Origin of the sequence: Nocardia sp. NBC_00511 (assembly GCF_045161165.1) — a bacterium.
GTDB lineage: Bacteria > Actinomycetota > Actinomycetes > Mycobacteriales > Mycobacteriaceae > Nocardia.
The window spans coordinates 1,140,287-1,159,945 of the sequence record NZ_CP107849.1 but is presented as its reverse complement, the minus strand read 5'-3'; the positions used below and the strand labels follow the sequence as shown (position 1 = coordinate 1,159,945).

General features: G+C 65.9%; 9 protein-coding genes and 2 pseudogenes. 4 read left to right on the top strand and 7 right to left on the bottom strand.

Annotation, left to right across the window (positions count from 1 at the left end; translation table 11 throughout):
- Window positions 1-119: 119 nt before the first annotated feature.
- Both OG300_RS05550 and thyX read right to left on the bottom strand, forming a co-directional pair.
- Window positions 120-1,064 carry a diiron oxygenase gene (locus OG300_RS05550; protein WP_405492798.1) on the bottom strand — a complete coding sequence of 315 codons (945 nt, stop codon included), beginning with the start codon at window positions 1,062-1,064 and terminating at the stop codon, window positions 120-122.
- 181 nt (window positions 1,065-1,245) lie between these two features.
- A complete protein-coding gene (gene thyX, locus OG300_RS05545) occupies window positions 1,246-1,794 on the bottom strand; it encodes an FAD-dependent thymidylate synthase (RefSeq protein WP_405492796.1) in 549 nt (182 codons plus the stop codon).
- A 224-nt stretch (window positions 1,795-2,018) separates the two neighbouring features.
- On the opposite strand from thyX, the gene OG300_RS05540 reads away from it, so the two are divergent.
- Entirely contained in the window at window positions 2,019-3,257 is a 1,239-nt protein-coding gene (locus OG300_RS05540) for a lipase family protein (RefSeq protein ID WP_405492794.1), read from the top strand.
- 64 nt (window positions 3,258-3,321) lie between these two features.
- On the opposite strand, the gene OG300_RS05535 is transcribed toward OG300_RS05540, so the two are convergent.
- The 3 genes and pseudogenes from OG300_RS05535 to OG300_RS05525 form a co-directional block, all read right to left on the bottom strand.
- Window positions 3,322-5,583 (bottom strand): TIGR03617 family F420-dependent LLM class oxidoreductase, encoded by a 2,262-nt coding sequence (locus tag OG300_RS05535; RefSeq protein WP_405492792.1) that lies wholly within the window; start codon window positions 5,581-5,583, stop codon window positions 3,322-3,324.
- A 2-nt stretch (window positions 5,584-5,585) separates the two neighbouring features.
- Window positions 5,586-8,927, bottom strand: a complete 3,342-nt coding sequence (locus OG300_RS05530) for an SDR family NAD(P)-dependent oxidoreductase (RefSeq protein ID WP_405492790.1) — start codon at window positions 8,925-8,927, stop codon at window positions 5,586-5,588.
- A 74-nt stretch (window positions 8,928-9,001) separates the two neighbouring features.
- A pseudogene (locus OG300_RS05525) lies at window positions 9,002-12,073 on the bottom strand (type I polyketide synthase); the annotation flags it as partial.
- Between the two features lie 339 nt (window positions 12,074-12,412).
- On the opposite strand from OG300_RS05525, the pseudogene OG300_RS05520 reads away from it, so the two are divergent.
- A pseudogene (locus tag OG300_RS05520) lies at window positions 12,413-12,613 on the top strand (multiprotein-bridging factor 1 family protein); the annotation flags it as partial.
- A 948-nt stretch (window positions 12,614-13,561) separates the two neighbouring features.
- On the opposite strand, the gene OG300_RS05515 reads toward OG300_RS05520, so the two are convergent.
- Together OG300_RS05515 and OG300_RS05510 are read right to left on the bottom strand one after the other, a co-directional pair.
- Window positions 13,562-14,074 (bottom strand): FAD-binding protein, encoded by a 513-nt coding sequence (locus OG300_RS05515; protein ID WP_405498484.1) that lies wholly within the window; start codon window positions 14,072-14,074, stop codon window positions 13,562-13,564.
- 59 nt (window positions 14,075-14,133) lie between these two features.
- The gene (locus tag OG300_RS05510; protein ID WP_405492788.1) at window positions 14,134-15,009 is read right to left on the bottom strand and encodes an alpha/beta fold hydrolase; all 876 of its coding nucleotides are present in this window, start codon (window positions 15,007-15,009) and stop codon (window positions 14,134-14,136) included.
- 243 nt (window positions 15,010-15,252) lie between these two features.
- Between OG300_RS05510 and OG300_RS05505 the strand changes: the two genes are divergently transcribed.
- Together OG300_RS05505 and OG300_RS05500 are read left to right on the top strand one after the other, a co-directional pair.
- Window positions 15,253-18,552, top strand: a complete 3,300-nt coding sequence (locus OG300_RS05505; protein WP_405492786.1) for a BTAD domain-containing putative transcriptional regulator — start codon at window positions 15,253-15,255, stop codon at window positions 18,550-18,552.
- 105 nt (window positions 18,553-18,657) lie between these two features.
- Complete coding sequence (locus OG300_RS05500) at window positions 18,658-19,485, top strand: alpha/beta fold hydrolase (RefSeq protein WP_405492784.1); 828 nt, start codon at window positions 18,658-18,660, stop codon at window positions 19,483-19,485.
- Window positions 19,486-19,659 lie beyond the last annotated feature (174 nt).

Sequence of the window (19,659 nt, the reverse complement as noted above, 5' to 3'; positions counted from 1 at the left end):
TGACATGCATCGCGCCGAGCACCGCGAGATCGAACCGACTGCCGCAGATCACCGCCAACCAGTGCGCCGAATCCAGGAAAGGCGACCGAACCCTCGGGGTCGTGACCGGCCTCACCCACTTAGAACTTGAGATCCAGTTCGATACCCATTTCACGAAGCATTCGCTCGGTCGCACCGGCGTCGCGAACAAGGCGGCGACGGTCGGCACCACTGCGAGACTCCTCCACTATCTCCTCGGCACTCCTGTAGCCAGCGCGCTTCAACACCAGAGGCCACACTCTGAAATCCTGCGCGGTAAAGGCATCGAGTGCTTGCGGGATGGACGAGTTGAAGAATTCGCGCTCTGCACGGTTAAGTTTTGCGTAGATAATCTTCGCTACTTCGATAAGAACCGACCTGTGTGCCGATTCGTCGCGAGAGTGCAGGCGAGCGACTAATGAATGCATCGGCTGTATCGTCTCGTCGCGTGACAGCAAATCCAGGTACGCATTTACATTGACCTCCGTCAAGACAGTCCATACCAGTCCCAGAATATCCTTCTGCCATTGCTGGTCAACCCCCGCCTGAGCCGAAATAAGCTCTCGATAGGTTACCGTCGGAGGATATAGCGGCTCGTTGGTGATGCCTCGACTTTCTCGAGTCCGCTGCATTGCAAGCATATGCATATAGGTGTGCCAGGTCTCATCGATGTGAGTCTGCTGGATCGAATTCTTTACAGCAAAACTGTCCGTGCCCGGAAACACGCCATGGGCAAGCTTCGTTAAGGTGGGGTTCGTGACGAACTCCTCGACCTGAATTACTCGCTCATTGTAGATCAACCAGCCCATGGTCAGAACCAGATGCTGCTGCTCCTCTGAACCGGCTAGAAAATCCGGATGATCACCGAAAGGCAGAAAACGCAGCGGATAGTCCGGCAACTCAGGGTCATAGATTTCGCATCCTTTATCCTCTGCATAATCCATGTTCGTTCGCAATGTTGCCCGCCGAGGCCAGACTTCCGCCAGTCGGCGCAATGTCTCTGCGTTTATACCGTCCAGGTTCGCTTCTTCGAAAATTTCAACCATGTTGAATCACCTTGCTCCGCACTGCTACTACAGTAGCGGCTGAAATCGATTACCTTGTCCATCCCGTAGCCTTCGAGCCCGCACGAACGCTAAAGCCTCACCCCACCCCGCCAGGAGTTTCAGTCCATAACAGATGACGAACTCACCGCGGATCCAGGTTCGGGGCCAACAAAATTGGCACCTAAGGCGCCACTCGGCCTTGTTCTTGAAAGGCTTGGTGCGTCAACGGCATGAGCGTGGACCAGTGGTTTTCCATCGCAACTGCCACTTGCTGGATCTCTTGCTGCGGGAAGGAAGGGAATTTGCTCGTCGGATCCGCCACCCGCAGCGAAAGAAAGTTCATCAGCGCCCGGGCATTCATGGTGACATACATAGTCGAATAGATATTGAGAGGCAGTACACTGCGCGCGAGTTCTCGCGCGATTCCCGAATCTAGCATCCGCCGATACGAGGCGTATGCCATCGTGCAGGTCTCCCGCACTTCCTTTTCGATCAGCGAGAATTGATCACTCGTACCCGGGACCAATCGATACGCTCCAGGCTTACCGATCTGCACGAGTGGTCGATCCGACGAAGGGGTATAGAATAGCGGCTTCAGCTCCCTATACCGGCCGCTCTCCTCGTTATATGAAGCAATTCTGTGCCGCATAAATTCTCGGAAAACAAAAATCGGGGCGCATATCGAATCGGCATGAAAGTCTGTGGCCTTCCGTCTAACGCTCGGGTGCACTCACGAGGACGAAACTCCGCCGGAGCTCGAGGTGCTGAGAGAGTTGCATCTGCCAAAACGTTGCTGATAGTGCACGAGCGGGCGGACGAACCAACACTCGACACGCCGCACTCGAGCGACCGGCGAGGGTCGAGGAGTGGGTGGCATAGTTCGTGCCGCGCCCGTGCCCTCTTGCGCGTTCCACCGCCGTACTCCACCCCGGTTCCCGCACGTAAGGAGCACTTATGAAGCTTCGCCGCATGATTCGCGTAGGTTGCCGGATGCTGGGCCTGGTCATCACGCTCGCGCTGTCCGCCGCGCCGGTTCCCGGGCACGCGCTGTGGCCACTGCCGGGAGACGACCCGTTCTATCGGTACACCGAGCCGCTGAACCAGGTGGCTGCGGGGACCGTGCTCCGCACCCGTCCGGTCACAGTGAAACTCGTCGATGTGGCGATCCCCGTTACCGCAACCCAGGTCCTGTACCGCACCACCGGGCAGTTGGGACAGCCCACCGTCACGGTAGCGACCGTCATGAAACCGGTTGCCGCGCAGAGCATCTCGAGGATCTTGTCCTATCAGACCGCCTACGACACCTTGGGCGCACAATGCGATCCCTCCTATACCTTGGTCGCCGGACGTTTCGGAAGCTACCTGGGTGACGCCACGGTGATGAGCGCCGCGCTCACGGCCGGGTACACCGTCGTCACCTCCGACTACGAGGGCACCGAACACAAGTACGGTGCCGGCCAGGAGTCCGGTTACGGCACACTCGACGGAATCCGTGCGGCGGAGCAGGCACTCGGCGCCGACCCCGCCACCCCGGTCGCCATGCTCGGATTCTCCGGCGGCGCAATCGCCACCGAATTCGCGGCCGAACTCGCACCCGCCTATGCCCCGGAACTGCGCCTGGCCGGTGCCGCGGCGGGCGGCCTGCCGGTGAATATGCTGCACAATGTCGACTACATCGACGGCAGCCCAAGCTGGTCGAAGGTGACCCCGATCATCATGGTCGGCGTGAGCCGCGCCTACGGTCTCGACCTCGCTCCCTACCTCTCCGACTACGGCAAACAGGTGTTCGGCGCGGTCGCGGACTCCTGCGGCGTCGACGCCGGTCTGCCGTCGGGATTGACTGTGCGGCAACTGCTCCGGCCCGAATACGCCGACATCCGCACCGTGACGCCATTGCGCGATGCCTTCGACGACATGATCATGGGTTCCGCCGGTTCCCCGCACGCACCACTACTGCTCGGGGCAGGCAATTCCGACGGCGTCGGCGACGGGGTGATGATCACGAAGGACATCGCCGATTTGGCGCGAACCTACTGCGCCCGTGGGGTCCCCGTGTCCTACCGCGAATACAGCGGCGCGGATCACGGTGTCGCCGGGGTGAGATTCATCGGTGAGGGCATGGCGTACCTGACCCAGCGGCTGGACGGCATTCCCGCACCGAACGACTGCGCCACGATGGCCGTCGCTAACTGACTCGAATGGTCGGCGACCGAATCAGGATGATGGCACACGACCCCCGGTTCAGCCGCGCTCACCGCTACCGCACCCGCGGATTCCGCGTAGACAGGACATCAGGGTGCCAGAGGCCGCTGGGAGCCGCGGCGGGAGCCGGCAGGACGATGCGGTCGGCCACACCGCCGATTCGGCGAATCAGTGCGCTCGCGATCCCCGCGGGATCGGCTCGGACGGCGATCTCCTCGAGTAGCGCGTCACCGATGGATTCACCCATGCGATCCCATCTGTTCTGGTCGCTGGACATGCTCATCTCGGCCAATTCGTCTGCGAGAGAACCATATCCGTGGAAGTCGAGGGCCGTGCGATAGGCGGGTGTGCTCGCGAAGAAAGCGATGGTTTTGCGGACGGTTCTCGCCACGGCCGCGTACTCGTCCGCGTCGCGACCGGTAACCAGGAACGGGCGGTAGACGACGGTGAAGGATTCGCGTGATCGGCCCGATCTCGCCAAGCCCTTCTCCGCCGCCGGAACGAGGATCTCGGCGACATAGCGCGGGCTCAGGATCTGGTGTGCGGTAATGCCATCGGCGATTTCACCGGCGAGTTCGGCCATACGCGGTCCCACGGCCGCGAGGATTATCTTGGGCGGGCCGTAGGGGTTGGGGTCCGGCGCGAAGAATGGTGTCATCAGCGTGTGCGTGTAATACCTGCCCTGAAAGTGCAAGGGACGCTGCTCGTTCCAGGCTTCCCAGATCGCGCGCAAGGCTTCGGTGAATTCCCGTATTCGGGCGCGGCGGTGATCACCGGGCATCGAATAGCGCCGGGCGAGGTGGATGCCGATCTGGGTACCCAGGCCCAGCACGAATCGTCCCCCCGAGCGTGCGTGCAGGTCGTTGGCCGCACGGGCAACGGTCATCGGGTTGTGTGCCAGCGCGACCATGATGTTGGTGCCGAGCCCGATCGCGGGGCTTCCCGCCGCCGCGGCGGCGAGGGTCAATAACGGATCATGTTTGTGTTCTTCGACCCACAGCATGCCGTAACCGGCCGCGGCGCAGGCCTGGGCGGCTTGGGCGGCGCCGTCGGAGCATTCGTGAAACGACTGCGGATTGATCACGCCGTCGAAGACAACCGCGCGGCGATCATCTCGGCGGCCCTGCACCGCCCTACCGTTCTGATGACCACGTCCCTGTTCGGTGGGGACGGGCGCGGACCTCCTACCTTCGGCAGCGGGCAGGATCCCCGCGAGTTGGGCCACCAGCCGGTCGAAGTACTCCGGTTCCCAGCGGGTCGGGCTCAGACCTCGACTCGAGAGCGCGGACCAGGTTGCGGCACAACCGAAGCGCGGCAGCGGCCGAGTTTCGTCGATCGGAACGATGCGCGTATAGACCTCACGCATGGCCAGTACGGGCCGCAGACCGGGATTGCTGTCGGCGCGGTCGATCCGCCGCCACCACTCTGCCGGATCGATGTTCTCCAACGGGTAGCCTGCCCGACGCAAGGCCGCGAACGCGTCGGGAAGGAGCAGCGGCTGTCCGGAAATCAGGTGGAAGACCTGATCGGTGTCGCCGTCATGGCGGCAGAGCATCCGGATGGCACGCGCGACGATATCGATGGTGGCCGCAGGGGCTTCCCCGTAGGCGGGGGCGGCTCGCAGCGCGACCGCGGCCTGGAGCAGTGGCCGCAGCAGATCGGTCGTCGCGCACCGGCCGGTGCGGGAGTGTCCGGCAACCATCCCGGGTCGCATGATCGTGACAGGCACCCCGATACGCGCCGCGGTGGAGCGCAATTCGGCCTCCGCAGCCGCCTTGCTGCGGGCATAGCCCCAGCTGCCCGCCGTGCCCGGCGACGAGGGCGTCGTCTCGTCCACGTCGGTCAGCCCGGTGGTGTAGGCGTCGACGAAGGTCGCCAGGGTCGAGACATAATTGAACCGCGGTGCGTGCCCGGTGCGGGCGGCCCGATGTTCGGCCAGCGCCAGCACATTTCGCGCCCCAGCCACATTCGGTGACTCGAGCTCCTGATATGTGCCGGCGAGATTCACCGATGCCGCGCAATGGATTATCGTGTCGACCGTCTCGGCGAGCATGTCGTACTGCCGTGGGGGCACGCCGAGCCCGCGCTGTTCGACATCGCCCGCCAGCACCACCAGTCGACTGCCCGGGTCCGGGGCGTCATCCAATTCGCTCAAATGCCGCAGCAGGCGTTGCTGCGCCGAATTCGATGCCGAATTCCGGGCCAGGCAGTACACCATATGCACTGTGTGACTGAGCAATTCGGCGCACAGTTGTCCGCCGAGGCTGCCGGTCGCGCCGGTCAGCAGGATCGCGCGCGGGCGCTGGGGGGTGGTCATGGCTACTCCGCACCCGCGTGTGCGGCGACGCTGCCGAGCCGTCGCGCGAGCTCACGGACCGTGCTGGTTCCGAGCAATTCGGGCACGGTGACCTTGCAGTCCTGATCGCGCTGCAACCGAGCTCGGATGTCGGCGGCCATGAGGGAATCCAGCCCCAGGCGATTCATAGCGCGATTGTGATCCACCTGCTCGGGCGGCCAGCCCAGAGCGTGGGCGACTTGCGTGGCCAGATACTCCTCCAGTGTGCCGACACGGTCATCGGCAGCGGCCGGTGCCGGCATGCTCGGTACCGGAGTCGGAGGTGGTGGAGGTGTTGGCGGAGTGACGGTTTGGACCGCGGGCGCGGGCGCGGCGACCGGCTCCGGCGCAGGCTGCGTGTTGCCGGGCGACTGCTCACCGGGGCTGTGCGCCGCCAGCTCACGCAGGATCGGTGTCTCGGCGTCGGCGGGATAGGCGTCGAGGTAGCCGGCCCAGTCGACCGGCACGTGGATCATTCTGCCCGAGGCGCTGAGCATTCGGTCGAACAGTTCACCGGCCCGCGCGGGCAGGATCGGCTTCATACCGGGTGGGCGAACCTCGTGTCCGGTCTCGGCGCTCAGACGGGCCGCGAGTCCTACCTCGGACCAGTAGCCCCAATTGACCACCGTCGCAGGCAGACCCAGCCCCCGACGATGCTCGGCGAGGGCATCGAGGAAGGCATTGCCGGCCGCATAGGCACCGAGTTGGTGCGAGAGGCTCGTGTCGGCCAGCACCGAGACCGCCGACGAGAACAGCACGAAGAAGTCGAGCGGCCGTTCGGCGAATACCGCATGCAGCGCCCAGCCGCCGGCGACCTTCGGGTGCAAGGTCTGATCGATGATCTCCGTTGTCAGATCGCCGACGCCGGTGGGGACCAGCACCGCGGCGGAGTGCACTACTCCGGCGAAGCGCGGAAAGCCTTGGCGCTCTTGCATATCGGTCACCAATTCGGCCATCGCATCGGTGTCCCCGACGTCTGTCGCGGCGTAGTGGACCTGCGCGCCGCCCGCCCGCAATCGCCGCAGCATCTCGGCTCGCGGATCGGTGCTATACGAGGCAGGGTCGATCTCCCTACGACCGGTGAGCACGAGATATCGACAGCCGCGGCCGATCAGCCACTGCGCACAGAGCGCCCCTACCCCGCTCAGACCCCCGGTGACCAGGTATGTCGCATCCGGTCGAACAGCCGGGTCACCTTCCCCGACAACGGCATCCGCCGGGCTTGGAACACCGCGGTCGGTGCTGGGCATCGCGAGAACGAGTTTGCCGACGTGCCCCGAGCGCAGCATCAGGCCGAATGCCTCGGACGCGTCTTCCATCGGGAAGACCCGGTGCAACGGTGGCGGCAGTTCCTCGCGCGCCACCAGATCGGTGACCGCGCGCAACACCTCCCCCAGTCGCTGGGGGTCGAGGTTGTAGTAATCATGCAGGCGCACATGCAGATAGCTGCGGCTGTCCACGAACAGATTGCTGGAGAGCATCTGCTCGTCGCCGGTCTCGCGCACGGTCACATCGAGATAGCGGCCGAAGGGCCGCAGAATCGAGAAGTTCGCCTCGACGGCCGCGCCGGTCAGAGTATTGAGAATGACATCGACGCCATCTCCGAAATCCTCGGCGAACTGTAGCGACCGGGAGTCCGAAACTTTTGCGGCGCCGAGCTTTCGGAGCATGTCACGTTTGGTCTCGGTACCGGCGGTGGCGTAGACGACCGCGCCGAGACGGCGCGCGATGTGCAGCGCCGCCATACCGAGGCCACCGGTCGCGGAGTGGATGAGTATGCGTTCACCGGCCCGCAGCTGTGCTCGCTCGACCAGCGCGTGGTAGGCGGTGCCGTAGACCACGGGGATCGCCGCCGCTTCGGCGGGCGTGAGATTCTCGGGTCGGGGCAAGACCAGGCGGGCATCGACGACGACATGGGAGCGCATGGTTCCCCAGGCGTACGCGAAGACCTCCGCACCCACGGCCAGATCGTGTACATCCGAGCCGAGCCGGCTCACCACACCCGCGCATTCCGCGCCGAAGGGATCGGGAGCGCCGACTCCGTAGACGGCGACGAGCAGATCATGGAAGTTCAGGCCCGCGTGCGATATCGCGATCTCCACCTGTCCCGGTCCCGGCGCGGGGCGTGGGCCCGCGGTCAGTGCCAGGCCCTCGATACCGGAGTCCGTCCGCAGTATTCGTGCCGCATCGTCCCGGCTGCTCGGCTGCGACACATTTCGTGGGACATGTAGCGCAGCAGCGGAATTCATCTCGGCCGTCGGCGTCAGCCGAGGAGCCAGCCAGTGATCACCCCGCCGGGCCAGCCGACTCTCGGACCCGTTACTCAGCAGCACGGCGGTCACCGCGGCGGCATCAGCGACCGGATCCGCTGATTCGCTGTCGAGATCGAGAGTGATTGTTCGGCAGTCGTTTTCACGTCCCATCACGAGCTCGAATTCGGCCCGTGCGGCCTGCCACGGTGCGGTGCATGCCGCTCCCGCGACGGGAGCCGCGCCCCGCGTGAGAACGAACAGCGACGGACGCGTCCGAGCGGATGCCACGGCGCGGGCCACCGTCAACGACTCCGAGCACAGGTCGGTGGCGGCCCATTGCACTTCTCGGGCGGATGCCGTGCGGTCGGTAGCGCACGAGAGTGCGGACAGGTTCACCACGGCCGCCGGGCCGGGATGCGACCCGAGCGCGCGGGTGAGAGCCGAGGAGTCGCCACCGGCGGCGAGTCGGACGACGGAACAGCCTGCGGTGGTGAGGTTTCGGGTGAGTTCCTCGTCGAAATCCGTGCCGCTGTCGAGCAATAACCAATCCCCGGACGGCACGGGGCCTGGAGTAATGGTGGCATCGCGCCACGCCACGGCGTAATCGTCGTGCGACCTCGGTGGTGCTTCGGTCGCGGGCGCGGGCGCACACCGGATTCCGGTGATATCGGCGACCACGGCCCCGGAGTCGTCGAAGACTGTGACGTCGGCGCGCTGCGCCGCGGCGGCCCGGCGGACGTGACACCACAGTGTTCCCGTCACCGGCCGGCGCGCGAGCCGGAGGCCGTCGATTCCGGCCAGCAGCAGGCCGGTGCGGGACTCAGGTTCGGCGAGGACCGTGAAGGCGCTTTGTAAGCAGGCGTCCAGCGCGGCCGGATGGAAACGGAATCCGTCGGCGGGAACCGCCCGGATCTTGGTGACCGCCTCGTCCGAACCTGTCCATATCTCCGCGATTCCGCGGAACGCACCGCGCCAGTCATTTCCCCGCCGGGCATGATCACGATAGAACTGCGCACCGGCCTGCCACCGCGTGCACCGCCGCCGGGCCGATTCGAGGCCGGGCGAATCGCCCACTGCCGAACCGGATTCCGCGTCGATGCCGAGCGGGCATGAATTGTCCAGTCGTCGGATCCGTTTCGGCTGGACACCTCGAACCGCCGGGCCGCGTCCGCACCGAGCGTCACGCGGAATTCGGTGGCGGCCAGGGTTTCCGCGGTGATCGGCAGCATCGCGGTGAACCGGATATCGCCGAGCACGATCTCCTGTGCCGCGCTCTCGGCAGCCCCGAGCAGCAGATCGATCAGAGCGGCGCCGGGCAGCACCGGATGACCATCGACCTGATGATCGAGCAGGAAGCGGTGCCGGTGCTGATCCAAGCGAATTCGCGGTCGTTCGGCTCCGTTCGATGCGGATTCGGTCACGGCCGCCTCGCGGGTGGGTGCTGTCGCCGGAGTGGAGGTGGAAGCCATGACGTCCTTCGGGGGGTCGGCGGAGTGGGACCGCGCACCGAATGGCGGCCATGGGCAATTGGCGCTCTGATGCCAGAATTCGCCGCGCTGCCACGGGTATCGGGGCAGCTCGAACGCGCGGGCGGTATCGGCGTAGATTTCCGCCCAGTTCAACTGGCGGCCTTGGGCGTACAGGACGGCCAGTGTGTCGAGCAGGGTGGCGCGTTCGGGGCGACCCCGGCGCAGCGACGCCAGCGCGGTAGCCCGGCCGCCGCACTCGGTTGCGGTTTCCTCGATCGCCGCGGTCAGCAGTGGATGCGGCGATACCTGGATGAACGTCGCGGCCCCGGCCTCCAGTACGGCCCGCAATGTCGGGGCCAGCAGGACGGGTTCGCGCAGGTTTCGCCACCAGTAGTCGAGGTCGAGTTCATCGCCGCGGATCGGCGCGCCTGTGACGGTCGACCACATCGGCACCGTGGTGGCGGTTGGGCGAAAGGGGTTGAGCCGGTGCAGCAATGGCTCGCGAACCGGGTCGACCATCGAGCTGTGCGCGGCATAGTCCACCGAAATTCGCTGGCAGTCGATGCGCCGGAGTTCACAGCTGCGCTCGATGCGTTCGATCTCCTGTCGCGATCCCGCCAGCACGGTGGAGCTCGGGCTGTTGTGGACCGCGATCTGCGCATGACTCTGTGATTCGGCGAGCAGCGCGGGGATCTGATCCACGGGCAGCTCCACCCGTGCCATCGCTCCCGGCGGGCACAGCTCGGTGGCGAGTTCGGCTCGCGTACAGACCAGTAACCCGGATTGCTCGAGAGTCAGCGCGCCGGCGATATGCGCGGCGGCGATCTCGCCCTGACTCTGCCCGAGTACGGCGTCCGGAGTGATGCCCCACGCCTGCCAGGTGCGGGTCAGCGCAATGGCCATGGCCCAGAGCGCGGGCTGCACGAGCCGGGTGCTCGAGGTCCAGGTCGGGTCGTCGCCCTCGATCGCCGATCGCACCGACCAGCCGATGCGATCGATCAGCACCTCATCGCAGGCTTGCAGCGCCGCTCGGAAGGGTTCGCAGTCCGCCAGCAGCTCACGCCCCATAGCGGGCCACTGCGAACCCTGTCCGGGCACGACGAAGACGGTGCGCGGTGCCGTGTCGGAATCCTTTGCGGTGGAATGGGTTCGGACCGTACTGCCACCCTCGATGAAGGCCGACAGATCCTTCGCCATATGCTCGGCGGACTCGGCGGTCACCGCCAGCCGATACTCCCAATGCTGTCGGCCGCGAGCGGCTCCGGCGCACAAGCCGGCGACCTCCTGGTCGGCGAGACGGCTTTCGGTCAACACGCCTCGATAGGTACCGGCCAGCTCGCGCAGCGCCTGTTCGGTGCGGGCGGACAGGGTGAGCACTTCGGTTCGGCCGGCGGCAGGTCCGGTCCCGAGCGGGGCGGGGGGTGGGGCGGAGGACACGACCAGATGAACATTCGAGCCGGCGGCTCCGAACCCGTTGACCCCGGCGATAATCGGGTCGTCACCACTCGGCAGCGGAGTGTTCGTCACGGGTATCGTGATCGGGGCGGTACTCCAGTCGATGGACGTATTGAGTTCTCGCACATGCAAACTCGGCGGAACCGTCCGATTCTCCAGGCACAGGATCGTTTTGATGAGACCGGTGATACCCGCTGCGCCCTCGGTGTGACCGAGATTGGATTTCGCCGAACCGACCGGAACCGGCGGCGCTCCCGCCGGTCGTCCGGCGAGCACCGTGGCCAGCGCACCCAGTTCCGCGGCGTCGCCCGCGACGGTACCGGTTCCGTGCGCCTCCACGAAATGCACCGCGCGAGGGTCGATTCCGGCATCGGCATAGGCCGCCCGCAGGGTTTGCTCCTGACGGCTCAGGCTGGGCGCCACGATACCCAGACCGGTGAATCCATTGTTGGTACTGGCGCTGCCGAGGATGACCGCCCTGATGCGGTCTCCATCGGCAACAGCCCGGGCGAGCGGCTTGAGCAAGACCAGCCCGACGGCGTCGCCACGCACATAGCCGTCGGCCCGCGTATCACCGAATTTGCAGCGGCCGTCGCCGGAGTGCGCTCCTGCCGAGGAGAACGTAATCGTGTTGTAGGGGGCCAGAATCAGATTGCTGCCACCCGCCAGCGCCAGGTCGCTCTCGCCCATCCGCAGGCTCTGGCACGCCAGATGCACGGCCGCCAGCGAGGACGAGCAAGCGGTGTCGAGGGTGATCGAGGGTCCGCGCAGATCGAAGACATAGGACAGCCGGCCGGACAGGAAAGCGCGGCTGTTGCCGACCTCGGAGTACATATCGAGGCCGTCGAGGTCTCCGAGTTGTCGAGTCCAATAATCGCTGTAGGCCGAGCCGACGAACACCCCGACCGTCTCCGTGGCGGCCAGATCGGGCGGCACACCGGCGTTTTCCATTGCCTCATAGGCAGTTTCGAGCAGTGCTCGGATCTGCGGATCCATCCGATGCGCTTCGCGCGGTGAGAGACCGAAGAATCCGGCATCGAACATCTCGATGCCGGACAGTGCGCCGAGCCGATTGCTGGCCACCTTGCCCGGACTGCGCACCGGGCCATGCAGATCGTGCAACCAGCCTCGATCGGCGGGCGCTTCGGCGACCGCCTCACGCCCTTCACGCAGCAGCCGCCACAGCGCCGCGGGATCGGGCGCCCCCGGGAAACGGCCACTCATCCCGATCACGGCGATCTCATCACCTGGGTCGCTGACTCGCTTCGCACGAGATGAATTCACACCAGTCCGCATCGCATACCCTCCAGATCTCATCGGCTCGACCGAGGGCGGCCCGCCGCGGCAATTCGGAAAGCGGTCGAAAGCACTTGTCGCGTACGAGAAGTGGCCACCGATATGGGTACATCCTCCGAAAACCGCCGAGCAGGTGCCGTGCAACCAATGATGTGACCGGAAACGACGGTCATGCCCCAGACAGGTTGGATTCATCACGCCCAACTTTCGTTGGATCGCTGCCGGGTGCCGATAGCGAAGCTGTTGCTTTCGTCAAACCGCGATCACCGAACTTAGGCGCGCCTACCATGGAACTCGAGCAGTCCATCGGATCAGCACCAGGCGATTGGGGTCCTCGCCATGTTCGACACACTCGCTCCCGAACCCGCCGGTATCGGCACCGGCGCCCGCATCACCCTTCGCAGACAGCAACGCGGCCTCTCACGCAAAGTCCTGGCACAATTGGTCGGCCGCAGTGAGGAGTGGCTTCGCCTGGTCGAATCAGGCCGGCGCCGCCTCGATAGCATCGAAACGCTCATGCGTCTCGCCGATGCGCTGCGCATCGACGATGTCAACGAGCTCATCGATTTTCCGGATTCCAGGACAGCTCACGATCTCCTGCCCGGGCAGGAGATCGTGAGCGCCTTCCAGCAGGTCATGCTCGATCGCTCCTTCGTCACCGCCGGCGCCGCCATGCCCGCGGAGCCGACGAGTACCGGTGGCCTGCTCCCCGAACTCGAGGAGTGCCAGCAGATCTGGCACAGGTCGCCACATCGCTACGATCAACTGCATCACCGGCTACCCGGCCTCCTGGGGTCGGTCCGGCGCACCCAGTGGCGGAGCCGCACAACGGCGAACGACGAATTGCTCATGCGCACTTATCATCTGAGTCATCACATGCTGGGCGCGCTGGGCGCCTACAGCCTGGGCTGGACCGCCGCGGATCGAGCCATGGGTTGTGCGTGCCGACTCGATCGGCCGGAGACGCTGGCAGCAAGTGCGTGGCACATCGGGTGGGCGCTACTGCACCTCGGACAGCCCGCCGATTGCTACCGCAGCGCGCTCGACCAAATCGCCCACCTCGGGAAGACCGCGAACTCGGCCGACGCGAACACCCTGCGGGGTGCGTTGTATCTCCTGGCCGCCGACGCGGCCGCGCACAACGCCGAATCGGCTGCGGCAGCCGAGCTATTGGACCGCGCCGCGCGGATTGCCCAGGACATGAATAGAGATAGCCAGGCGTACGGAATCGTCTTCGGCCCCACGACGATAAATCTCGCGCGAATCGATATCGCGTTGCGGCGCAACCATATCGCCGACGCCCTGCGCATCGCGACCGGAACCACGCTCACCGGCGGCTACCACCTCACCGGCCGCATCGAGTTCTTCGTGACGCTGGCCTCGATCTATGAGCGACACGGCGACGACGTCGCCGCGACCTTCGCGCTCGCACGCGCCGCTGACCTCGCACCGCACGACATCGCCCTCGATCGGGCCGCCCATACGCTCCTACAGCAACTCGTCCAACACGGCAACCCGCTCATCACACCGGAGCTTCACCGGTTGGTCGCCCTCTGCCGCCCCCGCGCTCGACGTTGGAACCGCCGGACCGGACCGACAATCAGCCTGGCCACGCACGACTCGTGAGACAGTGCGACCGGCCGCGCGCACGGAATCTGCGACGCACCTCCGATCCCGGTAGACCGAGACCGTCCCACCAACAGTCAGATCGAGGTAGGCGGTCAGCACCGGAGGCATCCGCCTGTACAGCAGCGTCGCCTCCGGCACCTTCCGCCAGGCCGACCCCGCGTCCACGATGACACGGTTCTCGCTCACCTGACGCACGCCAGTCATGCCGCGCAGAGCGAGAGCGATCCCATCGGTCAATCCCATCGGGTGGAATGCCGCACAACCCCGCACCACAACCGACACGGCCCCGTCGGCCGCGGCGTGTCGAATGACACCCGCGACCTCCAGCGCGGAATTCGGGCGCGCCACCAACAACGGAGTGCGGCAGACCATTCCACCGTAATCACCTCGTCGGGTCCAAGGACGTGACATCAGCTCCCCGGACCACATGGCTACGGCTGGACTGTGTTCGCGGCGGTCTCGATGACCTTGGTTACCTCGTCGGGCTGGGAGAGGGTGACGGCGTGACTGGCCGACACCTCTGTGATGGTCGCGTGGGCGCGCGTGGCCATCGCCCGCTGTCCATCCGGCGGGATCATCTTGTCGTCGCGAGTGATCAGATCCCAGGTGGGCAGCGTCTTCCAGGCCGGGACACCGGAGGCTTGCGCGAACGCACTCGCCGCGATCGGCCGCTGGGCGGCGGCCAGTACGGCGGCCTTGTCGGCCGGGAGATCCGGGGCGAAGTATTCGTGGAACTTGGCCGGATCGACGCTCAGTTCGACGCCTGGTTCGGTCTCGGACTTCTGCGTCCCCGCCGGGAGGGGGTACTCGCGTGGCACGCCGATCTTGCTGGCCGGGCCGTTGTAGCGCTGATCTATCGCGCCGAGCGCCTCCCCTTCGTCCGGTACGAATGCCGCCACGTATACCAGCCCGGCTGCCTTGGGCGAGCCGGTGGCCGCGTTGGTGATGACCGCGCCGCCGTAGGAGTGCCCGACCAGGATGGTCTTGCGCGGCATTGTGTCGAGCAGGCTCTTGACGTAGGCCGAGTCGTAGGTGAGTCCACGCAACGGCACAGCCGCGACTGTCACGTCATAGCCATCGCGCTGCAGCTTGGCGGCGACGTCGTGCCAACTCGAGCCGTCCACGAACGCGCCGTGGACCAGCAGGATCGAGGGCTTCTCCCGGGCGGGCTGATCGGCGTGGGAGGAACCCGCGGACGTACAGGCACTCGTGGCTGCCAGGCCCGCGGTCAATGCGAGGGCGCCGAGCACCGCACCGACCCGCGGGAAGTTCGGCCGCCGCATTTTTCGGGCAACGCTGTGGTTCATGAAATGTCCTCCGTTGATCCGGCTTTCGCCGTCGGGTTGCTGGTTCGACGTGCAGCCTGTGCACGGGTTCTCGAGGTTCGCTCGAGGTTCGCCGAACGACCTGCTCGAGGGCAATGCGCGCAGATTGGCTCAGCCATTGCCGAGGGATATCGCGGCGACCGGGGAGCGTCCCCCCGAGACGCGGGAGGGCTTTCGGTTTACGCTTGCGGCGCTACATTTCAGCTAATGGTCGTGGGGGAACGAGTGGATGACAGGGCCCATGGTGGGCACGCCGCCGCACAGTTGCGGTTGACGCTGCTCAATGGTGTAGAGGTGCATCGCGCCGGGGAACTGCTGCCACTCGGAGCACCGCAGCGCGGAGCGGTGTTGTGCGCCTTGGCTTTTCATCGCCGCCGTTGGGTTTCGGCGCAGAGTTTGCTCGACGCGCTCTACGACGAGGAGCCCCCCGCCAGCGGTGTTGCGGTCATACACACGTATGTGTCGGCGCTGCGGCGGATCCTGGAGCAGGATTGGGTTCCACGGACACCGTCTGCGCTACTTCAGTCCGGGCACGGTGGGTATCGGCTCGTCATCGATGACGATCAGCTCGATCTGGGCATCTTCGATCGATTGGTGGCCGAGGCCGTCCAGGCTCGCGAAGCCGGTGCCTGGGAGCGCGCGCAGCACTGCTACGAGCGCGCGTTGCAGCTGTATTCCGGTGCCGCGCTGAGTGGTATTCCCGGTCCCCATGCGGCACGGCAGCGGGATGCGCTGACCGAGCGCAGGCTCGCGGTGCTCGAGGACAGCCTCGATGTCGGCATCCGGATGGGACGAGCCGAGCAGGTGGTCGACCAGCTGCGGGTGTTGATCGCCGAGCATCCACTGCGTGAGCGTCCCCGCGGACTGTTGATGAGAGCGCTGCACGCGGGCGGACGCCAATCCGATGCGCTGGAGTTGTATTCGAAGACTCGGCGCGTGCTGGTCACCGAACTGGGTGTGGAGCCCGGACCCGAGCTACGTGAGCTGCACGACGGCATCCTTTCCGGCGATCTGGAAGGTGTCACCTACTCGGAGACGACCAAAACTCCCGCTTCGCACGGCACGGAGTACGCGACGTTGCACGACCGAGAACGGGAGCTCGCACGGATGCTCGCCGCGGCGAAGGCGGCGGTCGCATCGCACGGTGGGATGGTGGTGATTTCCGGTCACCCCGGTTACGGCAAAACCGCACTGGCGCAAGAACTTATACGACGCACACCAGCGATGCGCTGTGTCCTGCTCGAAGTGTCCCCGAGCCGGGCGGATATTCGATTCAGTCTTGCCGCAGACATTGTCAGCGCTCTGGGAACCCCTCGCACTACCGGTCCCGCAGTAAACACCGCGCACGAAGACCGACGAGCGGCCACACAACTCACCGATGTGCTGACAACCCTCGGCGAACCCGTGCTGGTGGTGATCGACGACGCGGACAAGGCCGACCCTGAGTCTTTGCGACTGCTGATCGAGTTGGCGCCGCAATTGCGGGCGACCCGCACTCTGGTCGTGCTGACTCTCGACGATCGTCCGTGGGACGCGCAGCAGGTGGAACCGCACACCGCGCTCGAGCGCGCGGCGGGCACTGTGTTGCGCCTCGGTGTGCTCGGCCCGGCGGCCGTCGCCGCCGCTGTCGCCCGGGTGACAGGCAAAGACTGCCCGGACGCACTCGCCGCGCAGATCCTGGATGCGACGGCCGGTGTGCCACGGCTGGTCGATGCGTTGATCACCGATATGGCTACCTTCCCGGACCCGCAGGGGGTACCGGACTATCTTCCCGACGGGTGCTATGCGCGCGCTCTGCGCCGTCAATTGAGCCGGAATTCGACGCCGATGCGTACCACGTTGCACGCGCTCGCGGCCTTGGATGGAAGCTTGCCAACCGTGGCCGAGCTTGCCGCCGCCATCGGCGAGCCCGAGAGCCAGACCCGGCATCGATGCGAATTACTCACCACCGCTGGGATCTTCGCCACCTCGGATCCGCCGGCCTATCGACATGGCTTGGCGGCCAGCACGATCCAACGGCAATGCGAACCTGATGCGCTCTCCCGCATGCGCGTGGCGGCGGCCGCTCGAGCGCTGGTGTCGGGTGCCGGTGCACGCCGGGTCGCGACATACCTGCGGGATCTGACCGGCACGGCATGGTCTCGCTGGGTCCCGGTCCTGCTCGAGGCCGCTGAGGAATGCTTGCGCCGCAACGCGGTTTCCGAGGCCATCGGGAATCTGGAGATCGCCCTGCGCATCGCTGCCGCGACCGATCGCGACCAGATTCTGATACGACTCGGACGACTCGAACAGTTGACGAATCCAATTGCGGCACAGTCTCATCTGCACGAGGCGCTGTCTGATCAGCGGGCTCGCGGCGTCGCGCCGACCGCATTGATTCCCCTGGTCTGGACCATGGTGTCGCGGCGACACATCGACGCGGCCACCGTCCTGCTGAACGAGGTACTCGCGGAAACCGAGGCGCGCGATCCGGCAACTGCCCGAACCTTGCACGCATCGACGTGGATGGTGGCCATCCTGGCCCCGGAAACGTGGGCCGCGTTCACGCGGCAACTGCGGTCGAGCGACACTCCGGAGCTGGATCCGATCCGGCGGATCGTGCTCGCCACGGCCGATGCGAACGTGGTGTGCCGGAGCGCACGCGAAACATTCGAACTCTTCCCAAGGGAATGGCACGACGATCGGACATGGCACGGACTGCCCCGCGAAATGGTCGGCGGCATCGCACAACTCGCGCTGTGGGCGGGTGACAACGAATTGGTGTGGCAACTGAGCACCGAAGCGGACGACCGGCATTTCGGCGCCGTCGATGTGTACCGGCGGATATTCCGCACCGCGGTACTGCGACGCCGAGGACAGTATCGGGAAGCATTGCGGGAGAGCGGGATCGAGATCGAATCACCACCCGGAGCCACCGCCGGGAGCCCCGCCGCGCTCATTTCCCAGTACTCCCAATGCCTGCTCGGTCTCGGCCGGGTCGAGGAGGCCGAACGCTGGCTCGACCACGCCGTCCACAACGCCAACCCGCAAACCTGGGAATGGCTCATGGTTCAGAATGTGCGCGGGCTGATCAGCTCCGCCCGCGGCGATGCCGCCACAGCTGCGGCGCATTTCCTCGATTGCGGCCGCCGCGCCGCGGCCTGGGGTGGCGTCAATCCCGGGTCGATTCCCTGGCGCAGCTCGGCAGCGATGGAACTGGCCAGAATCGGTGACTACGAGCGGGCAATGCCGTTGGCGCACACCGAACTCGAGCTGGCACAGCGGTGGGACACGCCCGCCACTCTCGGGCGAGCCTGGCGGGCGGTGGCCCTGGCCTCGCCCGAACATGACCGAGTCCGCTTGCTACACAAGGCAGTCGAGTTCCTGTCCCAGAGCGACGCCCGCGACGAACTGCTACCAGCCCTGATCGACCAGGCGGCAGCCTGCTCCCGCGCTGGTGATCGGCAACGCGCCGAGGACGTGCGCGTCAGAGCGCAGGCACTGGCCGATGCCTGCGGCGCACACCTCGGTCCAGCGCTCGTGTGACCGGCACGCATCTGCGTTGAGTGGATCTCGAGATCGGCTTCAGTCCGATCGGTGATCGTTTGGTGACTCCGGGCCAGAGTGGCCCCACCTTACGAAAGAGAGCACATGAGCAGCCACGAACACACAGGTCGTACCTCCGCTATCGCAGCTTCGATCGCAGCGGCGCTGACCTCCCTGGTGCCGGGCACACACGCCGAAGAGCGAGACACCGACGGGCAGCCGAAGCCGACGATCGTGCTGGTGCACGGCGCGTTCGCCGACGCGTCGGGCTGGGCGGCGGTCTCGGCGCGGCTGCACCGGCGAGGCTTCCCAGTCATCGCGGTACCCAACCCGCTGCGTGGGCTGGCCTACGACACCGCCTATCTGCAGGGCCTCCTGGCGGGCATCGAGGGCCCGAAGATCCTGGTCGGGCACTCCTACGCCGGTGCGGTCATCACCAACGCCGCCTCCGCGATCGCGCAGGTGAAGGCACTGGTTTATATCGCCGCCTTCGCTCCCGACGAGGGTGAAGCGCTGGGTGGACTGCTCGAGCAGTATCCGGATGCCTCGGTGCCGCCGCTGCCGCAGCAGGTGTTCCAGTACACCCGCCCCGACGGCTCCACCGGCACCGAGGTGTGGCTGGACCACGCCCAGTTCGCGACCGCCTTCGCCGCCGACGTGGACGCTTCCACCGCCGCATTCATGGCGATCTCACAGCGGCCGGTGGCCGCCGAAGCATTCGGGGAGCCGGCCACGACGGCCGGATGGAAGACTCTCCCGTCCTGGGCACTGGTCGCGACCAAGGACCACGCCATCGCACCCAGCCTGGAACGTTTCATGGCCGAGCGAGCCGGTGCCCACATCAGCGAGGTCGATTCCTCCCACGCGATCATGATCAGCCACCCCGATGTGGTCGTCGACCTCATCGAGCAGGCATACCAGGGCACCTGCTGACCCGCAGGCCGCACCAGTAGGCCGGGCAGGAGGGATCCTGCCCGGCAACATCCATTCACTCAGATCCGGTTCGTTGTTCCTGGCCATGGACGGCAGCTGCTGCACAGCGCCGATCGATACGTGCCCGGCGCTGTGCGCGCGAGGACAACGACCTGGACCCCTTCATACCTGATC

Bases quoted from the DNA above. Each gene is read 5' to 3' on its own strand.
- OG300_RS05515 (WP_405498484.1), bottom strand. From the start codon at position 14,074: ATGGTCTGCCGCACTCCGTTGTTGGTGGCGCGCCCGAATTCCGCGCTG.
- OG300_RS05510 (WP_405492788.1), bottom strand. From the start codon at position 15,009: ATGAACCACAGCGTTGCCCGAAAAATGCGGCGGCCGAACTTCCCGCGG.
- OG300_RS05500 (WP_405492784.1), top strand. From the start codon at position 18,658: ATGAGCAGCCACGAACACACAGGTCGTACCTCCGCTATCGCAGCTTCG.
- OG300_RS05540 (WP_405492794.1), top strand. From the start codon at position 2,019: ATGAAGCTTCGCCGCATGATTCGCGTAGGTTGCCGGATGCTGGGCCTG.
- OG300_RS05550 (WP_405492798.1), bottom strand. From the start codon at position 1,064: ATGGTTGAAATTTTCGAAGAAGCGAACCTGGACGGTATAAACGCAGAG.
- OG300_RS05535 (WP_405492792.1), bottom strand. From the start codon at position 5,583: ATGACCACCCCCCAGCGCCCGCGCGCGATCCTGCTGACCGGCGCGACC.